Origin of the sequence: Paraconexibacter antarcticus (genome assembly GCF_024220175.1) — a bacterium.
GTDB lineage: Bacteria > Actinomycetota > Thermoleophilia > Solirubrobacterales > Solirubrobacteraceae > Paraconexibacter > Paraconexibacter antarcticus.
Genome location: NZ_CP098502.1, coordinates 1782866 through 1795211, shown reverse-complemented (window position 1 = coordinate 1795211; position 12346 = coordinate 1782866). Strand labels below are relative to the sequence as shown.

11 protein-coding genes are annotated in these 12346 nt (G+C 75.2%); 5 read left to right on the top strand and 6 right to left on the bottom strand.

Translation table 11 applies throughout. From position 1 onward, the window contains the following. The first annotated feature begins 6 nt into the window (after nt 1–6). Both NBH00_RS08850 and NBH00_RS08845 read left to right on the top strand, forming a co-directional pair. Nucleotides 7–1731 (top strand): thiamine pyrophosphate-dependent enzyme, encoded by a 1725-nt coding sequence (locus NBH00_RS08850; RefSeq protein WP_254572971.1) that lies wholly within the window; start codon nt 7–9, stop codon nt 1729–1731. A gap of 56 nt (nt 1732–1787) precedes the next feature. Next, nucleotides 1788–2237, top strand: coding sequence for an ATP-binding protein (locus NBH00_RS08845; RefSeq protein ID WP_254572970.1), 450 nt, complete (start codon nt 1788–1790; stop codon nt 2235–2237). Here the strand turns inward: NBH00_RS08845 and NBH00_RS08840 are convergent. From NBH00_RS08840 to NBH00_RS08830, 3 genes are all read right to left on the bottom strand, one after another. Beyond that, a complete protein-coding gene (locus tag NBH00_RS08840) occupies nt 2230–2955 on the bottom strand; it encodes a L,D-transpeptidase (RefSeq protein ID WP_254572969.1) in 726 nt (241 codons plus the stop codon). The genes NBH00_RS08845 and NBH00_RS08840 overlap by 8 nt on opposite strands. A gap of 2 nt (nt 2956–2957) precedes the next feature. After that, nucleotides 2958–4223, bottom strand: a complete 1266-nt coding sequence (locus tag NBH00_RS08835; RefSeq protein ID WP_254572968.1) for a hypothetical protein — start codon at nt 4221–4223, stop codon at nt 2958–2960. A gap of 178 nt (nt 4224–4401) precedes the next feature. Continuing rightward, the gene (locus tag NBH00_RS08830) at nt 4402–4836 is read right to left on the bottom strand and encodes an SRPBCC family protein (RefSeq protein WP_254572967.1); all 435 of its coding nucleotides are present in this window, start codon (nt 4834–4836) and stop codon (nt 4402–4404) included. A gap of 132 nt (nt 4837–4968) precedes the next feature. On the opposite strand from NBH00_RS08830, the gene NBH00_RS08825 reads away from it, so the two are divergent. Further along, nucleotides 4969–5199 (top strand): hypothetical protein, encoded by a 231-nt coding sequence (locus NBH00_RS08825; protein ID WP_254572966.1) that lies wholly within the window; start codon nt 4969–4971, stop codon nt 5197–5199. On the opposite strand, the gene NBH00_RS08820 is transcribed toward NBH00_RS08825, so the two are convergent. Then, nucleotides 5180–6019, bottom strand: coding sequence for an ABC transporter permease (locus NBH00_RS08820; protein WP_254572965.1), 840 nt, complete (start codon nt 6017–6019; stop codon nt 5180–5182). The two genes, NBH00_RS08825 and NBH00_RS08820, sit on opposite strands and share 20 nt — an antisense overlap. A 131-nt stretch (nt 6020–6150) precedes the next feature. Between NBH00_RS08820 and NBH00_RS08815 the strand changes: the two genes are divergently transcribed. After that, nucleotides 6151–7398: a YncE family protein gene (locus NBH00_RS08815; protein WP_254572964.1), complete on the top strand. Its 1248-nt coding sequence runs from the start codon at nt 6151–6153 to the stop codon at nt 7396–7398. Next, nucleotides 7395–8477 carry a Kelch repeat-containing protein gene (locus NBH00_RS08810; protein ID WP_254572963.1) on the top strand — a complete coding sequence of 361 codons (1083 nt, stop codon included), beginning with the start codon at nt 7395–7397 and terminating at the stop codon, nt 8475–8477. Before NBH00_RS08815 ends, NBH00_RS08810 begins: the two co-directional genes overlap by 4 nt. A 58-nt stretch (nt 8478–8535) precedes the next feature. Here NBH00_RS08810 and NBH00_RS08805 read toward each other — a convergent pair whose 3' ends face one another. Next, nucleotides 8536–11667, bottom strand: a complete 3132-nt coding sequence (locus NBH00_RS08805; RefSeq protein WP_254572962.1) for a bifunctional YncE family protein/alkaline phosphatase family protein — start codon at nt 11665–11667, stop codon at nt 8536–8538. Between the two features lie 81 nt (nt 11668–11748). Then, entirely contained in the window at nt 11749–12339 is a 591-nt protein-coding gene (locus NBH00_RS08800) for a TetR/AcrR family transcriptional regulator (RefSeq protein WP_254572961.1), read from the bottom strand. Nucleotides 12340–12346 lie beyond the last annotated feature (7 nt).

Here is a 12346-nt window from a genome sequence, read left to right as displayed (position 1 = left end):
GACCCCTTGCCCACCGTCGCCGAAACGATCGTCACCGCCATCGCCGACCTCGGCGTCACCCATGTCTGGGGTGTCGTCGGGGACGCGCTGAACCCCGTCACCGACGCCATCCGCCGCGAGGACCGCGTGGAGTGGGTCGGCGTCCGGCACGAGGAGGCCGGCGCGTTCGCGGCCGGCGCGCAGGCCCAGCTCAGCGGGACGCTCGGCGTGTGCATGGGGACGGTGGGCCCCGGCTCGATCCACCTGCTCAACGGGCTCTACGACGCGAAGAAGTCCCGCACGCCGGTGCTCGCGATCTGCGGTCAGGTCCCGCTCGCGGAGCTCGGCAGCGAGTTCTTCCAGGAGGTCGACAACGACGCGCTGTTCGCCGACGTCGCCGCCTTCCACGCGACCGTCACGAGCCCCGAGCAGCTCCCGCGCCTGCTCGAGCAGGCGGTGCAGACCGCGCTCGACGGTCCCGGCGTCGCGGTCCTCACGCTGCCCGGCGACGTCGGCGGCCTCGACGCCCCCGGGCCGCCGCCGCGCTTCGCCGCGCCGCCCGCCCCCGCCCCGCCGGACCCGGCGCTCGTCCGCGCGGCCGCCGACCTCGTCGACGCCGCCTCCACGGTCACGCTCCTCGTCGGCATGGGCGCGCGCGAGGCCCGGACCGAGGTGCTCGCCCTCGCGGACCGGCTCGCCGCGCCGATGGTCCTCACGCTGAAGGCGAAGGAGGGCCTCGAGGCCGAGAACCCGTTCGCGGTCGGGCAGTCCGGCCTCATCGGCAACCCGGCCGCCCAGCACGCGCTCGACCACGGCGACGTCCTGCTCATGGTCGGGACCGACTTCCCCTACCCCGACTGGTACCCGACCGGCAAGACCGTCGTGCAGATCGACTCGCGCAGCGCGCACATCGGCCGCCGCACGCCCGTCGATCTCGGGATCGCCGCGGACGCCCGGCTGACGCTCACCGCGCTCCTCGACGCCGTCGCGGCGAAGGAGGACCGCGCGCACCTCGACGCGAGCACGGAGCGCTACGCCGAGTGGCGCACCCGCCAGGAGGCGCTCGCCGACCCGGGCCACGACGAGGACGGCGGCATCATCGCGCGCGTCCGGTCGACGTTCGACAACCCCGACGACCGCATCCGGCCCGAGGCCGTCGCGCGGCTCGTCGACCGCCACGCGTCCGACGACGCGATCTTCACGACGGACACCGGCATGTCGACGGTGTGGCTCTCGCGCTTCGTCACGCTCCGCGGCACCCGGCGCCTGCTCGGCTCCTACAACCTCGGGTCGATGGCGAACGCGATGCCCCAGGCGCTCGGGGCGCAGGCCCTGGACCGCCACCGCCAGGTCGTCGCCTTCTGCGGGGACGGCGGGCTGACGATGCTCCTCGGCGACCTGCTCACCGCCGTCGCCTACGAGCTGCCGCTACGGGTCATCGTCTTCGACAACGGCCGCCTCGGCATGGTGAAGCTCGAGCAGGAGCAGGGCGGCCTGCCGGAGTTCGGCACCCAGCTCGCGAACCCCGACCTCGCGGCGGTCGCCCGTGCCCTCGGGCTGCACGGGGTGCGCGTCGAGGATCCCGCGGGGCTCGACGACGCCCTGCGCGAGGTCTTCGCCCATCCGGGGCCGGTGCTGCTCGACGCGGTCACGAACCCGAACGAGATCGCGCTGCCCCCGAAGCTCCACGCCTCCGACGCCTGGGGCTTCGCGATCGCGAAGCTCACCGAGACGCTCGAGAGTCGTCGCTGATCGCACCGTCGTGCGATCCGGCGGTGGGAAGCCGGCGCGCCGGGTATCCGCTCGGCATGGCCGGCGATCCGTTCGACATGGAGGTCACCGCCCGCCCCGAGTCGGCGGGCACGGTGCGCCGCGCGCTGCTGCGCTGGGCGGGCCACCTCCCCGAGAAGGTCCGGACCGACCTCGTGCTCGTCGTCAACGAGCTCGTCATCAACGCGATCCGCCACGGCCCGGACTTCGGCCGGGTCCGCATCTCGCTGCGGGAGCACGACGACGAGCTCGAGGTCGGCGTGCGCGACGACAGCCTCCCGCAGGTGATCGCGCCCCGCGAGCCGGACGAGACCGGCGGCCGGGGCCTGCGCATCGTCGACACGCTGACGCAGGCGTGGGGCGTCCGCCACAACCCGACCCTGGTCTGGTGCCTGCTCCGCGCGACCGAGCCCGGCACCGGCACCGCGCCCGCCGACGCCGGCACGTCGCCCGGCCGGGAGCCGGGCGACGGCGCGGACGTCAGCTGATCGTGACGGCGGTCCCGACCGGCATGAGCTGGTCGAGGCGCAGGATGTCGGCGTTGCGCATGCGCACGCAGCCGTGGGAGACGCGGCCGGGGATGAGCTGCGGCTCATCGGTGCCGTGGATCCCGATGTAGCCGCCGCCCGGCCAGTCGGTCAGGACGTCGGAGTGGGCGCTCGTCCCGAAGGCGACGGGGCCGTACAGCCCGCTCGGGTCGCGGGGCACGAGGCGGTCACGGACGTAGAAGGTGCCGGACGGCGTCGGACGGCCCGGCGCGCCGATGCCGATCGGCGCCGTGAACACGATGCGGCCGTTGCGGACGAGCGTCGCGCGCAGCCGCCGCCGGCTGATGCGCAGCCACGTCGGCACGGAGCGCAGCTCGCCGACGGCCGAGCGCAAGATCCACCCCGTCGCCCCCGTCGGCCGGATGGGCAGCTGCACCCGCAGCCACGCCTGGCCCGCCACCCGGCGCTGGGCCAGCACGCCGACGAGCTCGTCGGTCCCGTCGCCCGTGCGCAGCGTGAGCCGGCCGACGACGCGGCCGCCACGCCCCGGCCGTGACCGCGCCACCGTGGCGCGGTCGACGAACGCGAACGTCGCGCGGTAGCCGGGGACGGACAGGCGCGGGGCCGGCGTGGCGGCCGTGGCGGCACCCACCGCCGGCAGGGCGGCGGCGGCGAGCACCGCCGCCACCGCCGCGGCGAGAGCAGCGCGGGCGCGCATCCTCACCCGGTGAACGCCGGCGAGACGCCGGAGCGGCTCGAGACCCGTGCCGCCTTCACACGGATCGTCCGGACACCGAAGCACGCGTCGGCCTGGACCGTCAGATGGCCGGCGCGGGACGGACGGATGCGGAACAGCGCGACGCCGTGCCGGTCGCTGTGCTTCGTGACCGTGCCGTCCGGGGTCGTGACGCGCACCGCGGCGCCGCGGATGAGGACGCCGTTCGCGCGGACGATGACGCGGAACGTCACGTGCTCACCGGCGACCGCCCGCACGACCCGCGGCGGCGCGACGCAGCGCGCCGGGCCGGAGCCGGCCGAGGAGCCGACGACCGGGAACGTGTTCGCGGTCGGCGCGGTCAGCGACACAGGCGCGACGGCGGGCGCGGGGGCCGGGGCCGGGGCCGGGGCCGGCGGCGTCGTGCCGGGTGCCGGCGGCGTCGTGCCGGGTGCCGGCGGCGTCGTGCCGGGTGCCGGCGGCGTCGTGCCGGGTGCGGGCGGCGTCGTGCCGGGTGCGGAGGCGGAGGCCGGGGCCGGGGCCGGGCACCTCGCCGGTGCCGGGGCGGGGCTGCCGTTGCCATTCCCGTTGCCGGCCGGGGTCCCGTTGCCGTTCCCGTTGCCGGCCGGGGTGCCGTTCCCGTTGCCGGCCGGGGTGCCGGCCCCGTTGCCGGCCGGGGTGCCGTTCCCGTTGCCGTTCGGCACGACCGGGTCGTCCTTCTTCGCCTGGCCCGGAGGGGTCGCCGGGGCGGCGCGCGTCGCGGCCGGCGGGCAGGTCGCCTGGACCGGAGCCGGGGTGGGCGCAACGACGCAGGCGAAGATCACCATGATGCCGGGGCCTTCGCCAAGGCCGGAGCCGTTGGCCCCGTGGAGCTTTATGCGCAGTCGGGCGCCGGCGGCGGACGCGGCGGTCGGCGTGATCGTGATGTGCGTCGACTGCGTCCCCGACGTGAACGTCACGCGCGCGGGGTCGAACGAGAGGTCGGCGGCACCGTCCTTGAGCACCTTCCAGTCGGCGGCGGGCGCGCCCTTGACCGGGCCCCGCGAGCTCACGTCGAGCGGCAGCACCGTGGGCACGCCCGCGGTCGCGCAGCGGTTGTACGTGACCTTGACGATGCCGTTGCCGTGGCCTTCGGCCACGACCGTGTAGCTGCCGTCCCCCGACGGCGGGACGACGTAGTCGATACGGCCCGCGAACGCCGCCGGCGCGTACGCCAGACCGGCGACCACGGCAGCGCCGAGCGCCGCCGCGGAGCGCATGTTCCGTGACATGGTGAAACCCCCTGTAGAGATGAAGCCCCGCCACCCGATGACCCTGCACCGACGGGGCGGAATGCGTTGTAACCGGATCCCGTCCCGTCGAAACCGCCGTGGTCATGGCACGTTCGCAACGGAACACGGGCCCCCGCCCGCCCCGCCCGCTCCCGCCTCTACGCGCGCCCCGGCCGCATCACGGGTTCAACTTCTCCGCGAGCCCGTCCTTCGCCTTCGCACCGAGCCGCCCGAGCGCGATCCCCATGAGCGGGTCGGCCAGCTTCCGCGCGCCCTTCAGCTCGATCTCCGCGTCGTAGGTCACCTCGCACCCGGTGCCGGACGGCGCGATCGTGATCGTGTCGGTCGAGATCGCGGAGCTGTTCTCGCCCCGGAGGACGATGCGCCCGGGGCGCTCGAGCTCGACGGTCTCGTAGTCCATCGGCGTCTCGTTGCCGAGCATCGACGTCACGACGTGGAACTGCGCGCCGACCTGGATCGGCTCGCCGTCGCTCGTGTGCGTCGCCTCGGTGATCGACGGGTCCCACTCGGCGACCGAGCGGAAGTCCGCGAGGTACGAGAACACCTCGTCGGGCGAGCGGGTCGAGGTGACGGTTGCGTTGTAGTTGGCCATGGGGCCCGGCTACCCGGCCGCCCGGCGCGCACGCGCCGCGAGGGGCCACGAGCGTGCCAGGTTGATTGGGTGCGGCGGTCCCGGGTACCGGTCAGGCATGGCCCTGACGCGCTCCTCCGGCCCGGTCCGCTGATGCTGCGATGTCCCGCGTGCGAGCGTCTGTACGGCGGCGCGACGATGGAGGTCTTCGGCCATTGCCCGCTGTGCCTCGCCGACCACGAGCGCTTCGAGCGGCTCGTGTTCGTCGACGTGACCGACCGGCCGGCCCGCCGCCCCGAGGCCCCGCGGCCCGTCGAGCCGGCGACGCGCGTGGCGATGCCCGGCCCGGCGCCGCTCGCGCCCGTCAGGCGTCGCGGCGCCTGAGCTGCACCGCCGCCGCGAGCACGAGCACCGCGGCGTAGGCGCAGAACATGCCGAAGCCGCCCCACGGCGAGAGGTGGTGCGGGTTCTCGAACGTGCTCGTCGTGACGGGGAAGCCGGCGTTGAGCGGCAGGTACGGGGAGATCGCGTCGGCGGTGGCGGACGGCAGCAGCGCGGTGATGCCGGGCAGGACGAAGAGGAGCCCGACGAGCGTCGCGATCCCGCCCGCCGTGTTGCGGGTCAGCGCGCCGAGCCCGAGGGCCATCGCGCCGAGGACGGTGAGGAACAGCGCGGTACCGACCACCGCGCGCAGCGCGCGCGGGTCGCCGATCGCCCGCTGCACGTGATGGCCGCGGACGATCGCCTCGACCGCGAAGAACGAGATGACCGTCGCGACGAGCATGAGCACGAAGCTCACGACGGCGTAGACGGCGAGCTTCGCGCCGAGCACCGGCAGCCGCCGGGGGACGGCCATCATGCTCGAGCGGATCATGCCGGTCGAGTACTCGGCGCTGATGACGAGCACGCCGAGGACCCCGATCGCGAGCTGCGCGAGGTGGTACCCGCCGACGCCGTTGTCGATCGCGTCGTACGCGATGCGGTCACGGACGCTCAGGTGCGACCAGCGGCTCATGCGGACCGCGGCGATCGCCGGCCCGAGCGCGACCATCGCGACGAACGCCGCGAGCAGCGACCAGCGCGTGGACCGCAGCGACCAGAGCTTCGTCCACTCCGACCGCAGGACCCGCGGGAACGTCACGCGGCCGCGCGGGGTGGCCGGGGCAGGGGCGGCCGGGACCGCGTTCGCGGGGACGGTGCTCATGCTGCGAGCCCCAGGTCGCCAGCGTGCTCGACCTCGATCACCGTCCTCACCTTGGCCCTCGGACCATGATGGCTTCCTGACCGCCGCTCCGGTCAGGTCGTTGTCAGGTGGGGTGGCTAGCGTCGGGGGATATGCGTCCGGCTCTCCTTCCCCTCCGGCGCGCCGGCGCGTCCGCGGCCGTCGCCGTCGCCACCGCCGCGCTGGCCGTGCTCGCTCCGGTGCTGCTCGCGGGCTGCGGCTCGTCGGGGACGCCCAGGCAGGCGTCGGCGCCGGGGCAGGCCGCAGCGGCGAAGACGCGTGCGTCCGCGCCGTCGAGGACCACCCGCGCCGGCGCCGCGGCTGCCTCCGCCGTCCCGCAGCCCGGCCGTGTCCCGCCGCCCCTGAGCCGCCACGACGTGTACGCGGCCGACCATCACGGGCACCTGAGCCCGGTCGTCGCCGGCGACCCCGCGCGCGTCTACGTTCCGAACACGAGGAGCGACACGGTCGACGTCATCGACCAGCGCACGTTCAAGATCATCCGGACGATCCCCGTCGGCCACCTGCCGCAGCACGTGACCCCTTCGTGGGACCTGAAGACGCTGTGGGTCTCCAACGACGAGGGCAACTCGCTCACGGCGATCGACCCGCGCACGTCGCGCCCGCTGCGCACCATCCCCGTGCGGGACCCCTACAACCTCTACTTCACGCCGGACGGGCGCCGCGCGATCGTCGTCGCCGAGGCGCTGCACCGGCTCGACTTCCGCGACCCGCACACGATGGCGCTGCGCAAGTCGGTGCCGGTCGCGTGCCAGGGCGCGGACCACATGGACTACACCGCGGACGGGCGCCGCGCGCTCGTCTCGTGCGAGTTCAGCGGGCAGATGATCCTCGTCGACCTGCGCGCCGAGAAGGTGCTGCGGTACCTGTCGCTCAGCCCGACCGCGATGCCGCAGGACGTGAAGCTCTCCCCGGACGGCCGGCGCTTCTTCGTCGCCGACATGGCCACCGGCGGGGTCTGGATCATCGGTGCCCGGTCCCTCCACAAGCGCTTCGAGGCGACCGGCAGCGGCGCGCACGGCATCTACGTCAGCCGCGACTCCCGCGAGCTGTACGTGAGCAACCGCGGCGAGGGCAGCATCTCGGTCCTCAACGCCGACAGCGGCCGGCGCCTGCACAAGTGGCGGCTGCCCGGCGGCGGGAGCCCGGACATGGGTGGCGTGTCGGCGAGCGGCCACGTCCTCTGGCTCTCGGGGCGCTACGACGCCGTCGTCTACGCGATCAGCACCCACGACGGACGGCTCCTGCACCGCATCCCCGTCGGGCAGGGCCCGCACGGCATGGCCGTCTGGCCGCAGCCCGGGCGCTACTCGATCGGCCACACGGGGATCATGCGATGAGGGCCCGGAACTGGACGGCCGCCGCCGTCGCCGTCACCGTCGCCGCCGCGGCCGGGTGCGGAGGGAGCAGCTCGGCGGACGCCCCAAAGGGCGCCGCCACGAGCGCCCGCCGCGGCGGTGCCGCAACCGCTGCCGCCTCGGCCACGCGCGCCGCCTCCGCGACTCCGCGCCCTGGCCCGCCGCTGGCCGGGATCCCGATCAACCGCTGGCAGGCCCTTCCCCACGCCCTGCTCTCGCGGAGCGAGGTGTCGGCGGCGCGCGTCGGGGACACGGCGTACGTCGTCGGCGGCTTCCGCAGCAACCTGCGCTCGACCGCCGCCGTCGAGGCGCTCGATCTGCGCACCTCGCGCTGGCGGCAGGCCGTCCCCCTCCCCCAGCCCCTGAACCACATGAACGCGGTCGGGTACCGCGGTGCGCTGTACGTCCTCGGGGGTTACACGCAGACCGGTGACACGAGCGCCGGCGCGACCGCCCGCTTCTGGCGCCTGGACCCCACCACGCACCGCTGGCAGCGCCTCCCTGACGCCCCCGTCGCCCGGGCGGCCGCCGGGGCCGCGGTCCTCGGCGACCGCCTCTACGTCGCCGGCGGGCGCAACGACCAGAGCACGACCCTCACGAGCCTCGCGATCTACGACTTCCGCACGCGCCGCTGGAAGGTCGGCCCGCCGCTGCACCGCGGCCGCGAGCACGTCGCCGCGGTCGCCGCCGCCGGGGCGGTCTGGGTCCTCGGCGGTCGCGCGCTCGGCCAGGGGAACTTCACCGACGTCGAGCGTTACGTCCCCGGCGCCCGCGCGTGGGAGCAGCGCGCGCCGATGCCGCTCGCCCGCAGCAGCTTCCAGGCGGTCGTCGCGAAGGGCCGGATCGTCGCCGTCGGCGGCGAGGACGCCGGCAGCACCTTCAGCGAGGTCGACGGGCTGAGCCTGAGGACCGGCCGCTGGCACCGCCTCCCCGACCTGCCCTCGGCGCGGCACGGCCTCGGCCTCGTCGCGGCCGGGCCGCTCGTCTGGGCCATCGAGGGCGGGCCGGCCGCGGGCCTGACGACGTCCGACACCGTGCAGCGCCTGCGCCTCGGGCGCTGAGGCCCGCCCCCGTCCCGCCGAGGCCCCGCCAGTCCCGCCGAGGCCCCGCCCGCCCCGCTCAGCGCAGCCGGGCCAGGAGCGCTCGGGCCTCGCTCGCCGCCTGGGCGCGAGCCGTCGCGTCCGGGCCTGCAGACCGGGTGGCGGTCGGCGCTTCGTGGTCGTCGTCGGACTCGCCGCCGTGGCTGATGAGCCAGCGCAGCGGGCTACGCCCCGCGGCGACCTCGCGGAGCGCGCCCAGCGCGCGGGCGTGCTCCTCGGGCGAGGCGTGTGGCCCGGGGCTCGGCGGTGTCGACGCCGTGCCGCGGACGGCCGCCCAGAGAATCTGGTCCATGACCGCCTGCGGCACGAGGTCGAGGTGGTCGAACGGCATCGCGTCCGACAGCGCGCGCAGCGGGGCGGCGGCGCCGTTGACCTCGTCCAGCGGCTGCGTCGGGCGGACCGCGGTGTAGCGCGTCCCCTCCACGTCGGGCTGCTCGCCGCCGGAGACGAACGCGTCGTACATCGGGACCGCGAGCGCGTCATTCGTCGACAGCGGCGCGAGGCCGGCCATGAGCTCGGCCGTGCGCAGCACCGAGTACTGGTCGTACCGGGTGTGGACGACCGCGCCCCGCCGCGTCCACGGCGAGATGACGAGCGCCGGCGCGCGGTGTGCGTCGACGTGGTCGGCGCCGTCCTGCGAGTCGTCCTCGATGACGAAGATCGCCGAGCTGCCCCAGATCGGGCTGTGGCTGATCGTGTCGACGATCTGGCCGAGGCCGAGGTCGTTGTCGGCGACGAACGCCTGCGGCGTGTAGGCGTTCTTCGTCGTGCCGTTCGAGTGGTCGTTCGGGAGGATGAGGTAGTTGAACGCCGGCACCGTGCCGGTCGCCGCCTGCGCGAGGAAGCTCGCCCGGAAGATGTCGGTCCGGCTCAGGACCCCGGTCGCGGTCCCGAGGGCGTCGGTGCGCCCGGAGTCCTGGAAGCACGAGGCGAGGTTCGCGCCCGGGCCGGCCGCCGCCAGGCAGCCGATCTGCGCCGGCCCCGGGTAGGCGTTGTCGCTGCCCGCGAGGACCTGCGGGTACGTCGGACGGCCGTCGGCGCCGAACGGGAGGATGCCCGCCGCCTGCTCGCCGTAGTTGCGGAACGTGACCTTCTGGCGGACCGCTTGGTCGAAGAGGAAGTCGTTCGGGCCGAAGGAGATCGGCGCGATCCCGAAGTCGTAGGACTTCCCCGGACGGGAGTAGTTCTGCGCGGTGCCCTTCTGGACGTAGTCGTTGGCGATCGTGCCCGCGGTGATGAGGTGGCCGTCGACGGAGACCTCGCTGTCCTCGTAGAAGTTGTCGAGCAGCGGGAAGGTCCGGGTGAGCTTGTGCGCGTTCGGCGTCATCCCGCCGGTGGGGCCCGCGACGCCGTTGTCGTCGAAGACCTCGAGGTTCGGGTCGCCGTTGCCGCGCGGGTCCGAGCCGAAGATCTGGTCGTAGGTGCGGTTCTCGCGGACGATGAGGAAGACGTGCTTGATCGGCCCGCCGCTGCGCACCGGGGTACCCGCCGGCGCGGGGCGGCTGTCGGCCGGGACGGCCTGGGCCTCAGCGGCCTTCGTCATCGCGACGACCTGCCGGTCGGTGGGCAGGGCGAGCCGCCCGAGCCGGCCGGAGAGCGCGTCCAGGACGTACTGCCCGTACACGTCGGTCGTCACCTTCCCGAATGCGCGCTTGTCCCCGGCGTAGGCGTACTGCGGGTTGGGGCCGGCGCCGAACCCCTTCCCGGCGAGCCACAGCAGGCGCGCACCGTCGGGCGTCACCGCCGCCGCCGTCGGGTAGGCGGCCGTCGGCAGCCGGCCGACGAGCGTGAGGGCCTTGAGGTTCGGGACGTACCCCGGGGCCGCCGGGCACGCCCGCACGCGGCGCAGCGCGCCGAGCAGGTGCCGGGCGACGTCGGCGCGGCGATGACGCAGCGCCGCGAGCGCCTGGCGGCGGTAGCGGACGACCTGCGCGCGCGTCGGTCCCTGGCAGGCCCGCAGCGTGCGGCCGCGGTTGGCGCGCGCGGCGCGGCGACGCGCGGCGGCGGAGGCCCGGCGGTCCGCGGCGACCCGGACGTAGCGCTGCAGCGTCGCGACGCTCGGCGGACGCACGACGGTCCGTGCCCGCGTCGCCGCCCCGGGGCCGGGTCGGTCGCGCAGCGCGACGACCGCGAGCGTGTCCTCGTTCGCGTCGGTGACGTACAGGCTCGCGCCGGCGGGATCCACGCCGAGCGCGACGGGCTCGACCCCGAGCGGCTGGCCGCTGCGCGCGACCGAGACGGTGTGCGTCACCTTCAGGGTCGAGAGGTCGACGACGGCCACGAGGTCACGCTGGCTGACCGCGACGTAGAGGCGGTCGGCGACCGGGTCGAGCACCATGCCCTCCGGTTGGCTGTTGCGGTCCCCGCGGGTGCCGCCGAGCCCGTGGACCGTGCCGACGACCTTCGCCGACGCGGGCGAGATGACCGAGACGGTGCCGTCGTAGGCGTTCGTCACGAGCAGCCGCCCGGTGCGGTCGAAGAGGGCGCCCGTGGGGTAGCGACCGACGGCGACGGCCTTCGTCGCGCCGGTCCGCGCGTCGACGAGGACCGCCTGGTCGGCCTGCTGCTCGGCGACACCGACCCAGTGACCGTCCGGCGAGACGGCGACGCCGGCGGGGTAGGCCTTCCGGACGGGCGGCAGCGACTGCACCTGGCCGGTGCCCGTCCCGCTCCCGGCCGGGAGGGTCACCGGATCCTTCTCGGTCGCGTGCCCGCTCGCGGGGTCCACGTCGAAGACGTGGAGGACGTCGCCGGCGCCACCCTTGACGGTGCCGTTGTCGCTCTTCGCGCCGGCGCTCGGCGTGCCGGACACCCAGGCGCGGTGCCCGTCCGGCGCGAACGCGACGCCGCCGAAGGCTCCCGGGAGTGGGAGCACCTGCACGACCTTGCCGGACGCGACGGAGACGATCTGGACGTCATCGCGGCCATGGCCCGAGTCGACGACCCACGCGAAGCGGCCGTCCGGCGAGAGTGCCAGCCCGGTGGGGAAGTCGCCGACCGTCGTGAGGGTCCCGATCGGGTGCAGGACGCGGCCGTTGCCGGTGGTCCGTTCCGCCGGGCCGACGCTCAGCGGCGCGGCGTGGACGGCGGCGCTGCGCCCGAGGAGGAGCGCGAGCACGACGAGGGCGGGAACGACCGGGAGGCGACGCATGTCACTCCATCCATACGTCGACCGCCCGGGCTGGTTCCTTGCCGTCACGAGATCATCACAACGCGCGGCGCCCGGGCGCTCTCATGACCGCGTCAGCGCGGCAAGGACCGCGTCGACCAGCGCCTCGGCGTCCGCCGCGGTCCTGCGCCGGCCGAGTCCGACGGCGTCGAGCACGAGCGGGCCGGCGATGAGGTCCAGGCCCAGCTCGACGTCCGCTGCCGGCGGCAGCTCGCCACGGTCGACCGCCCGTTGCAGCACCGAGCGCAGGGCACGGCGCCGGGGATCGCGAAAGCGGCGGCGGATGGCCTCCGCCAGCTCCGGCGAGCGGCGCGTGTGGGCGAGGACCTCGGAGACGATGGCGGCGACCGTCGGATCGGCGAGGGCGGCGCGCACGGCCCTCACGTAGGCGACGAGGTCGTTCCGCAGCCGCCCGGTGTCGGGCGCCGGGACCCGTTCGGCCCCGGCCTGCGCGATGAGGTCGAGCAGCATCGCGTCCTTCGAGGGCCAGCGCCGGTAGAGCGCGGCCTTGCCGACCCCGGCCCGTGCCGCGACCCGGTCCATGTTGAGGCCGGCCCAGCCGGCCGCGGCCAGCTCGGCGAAGGCGGCGTCGGCGATGGCCTCGGTCTTGTCCGGTCGCAGCACCGCGGCGCCGGCAGGTCGACGTGGTGGCATGCGCGCA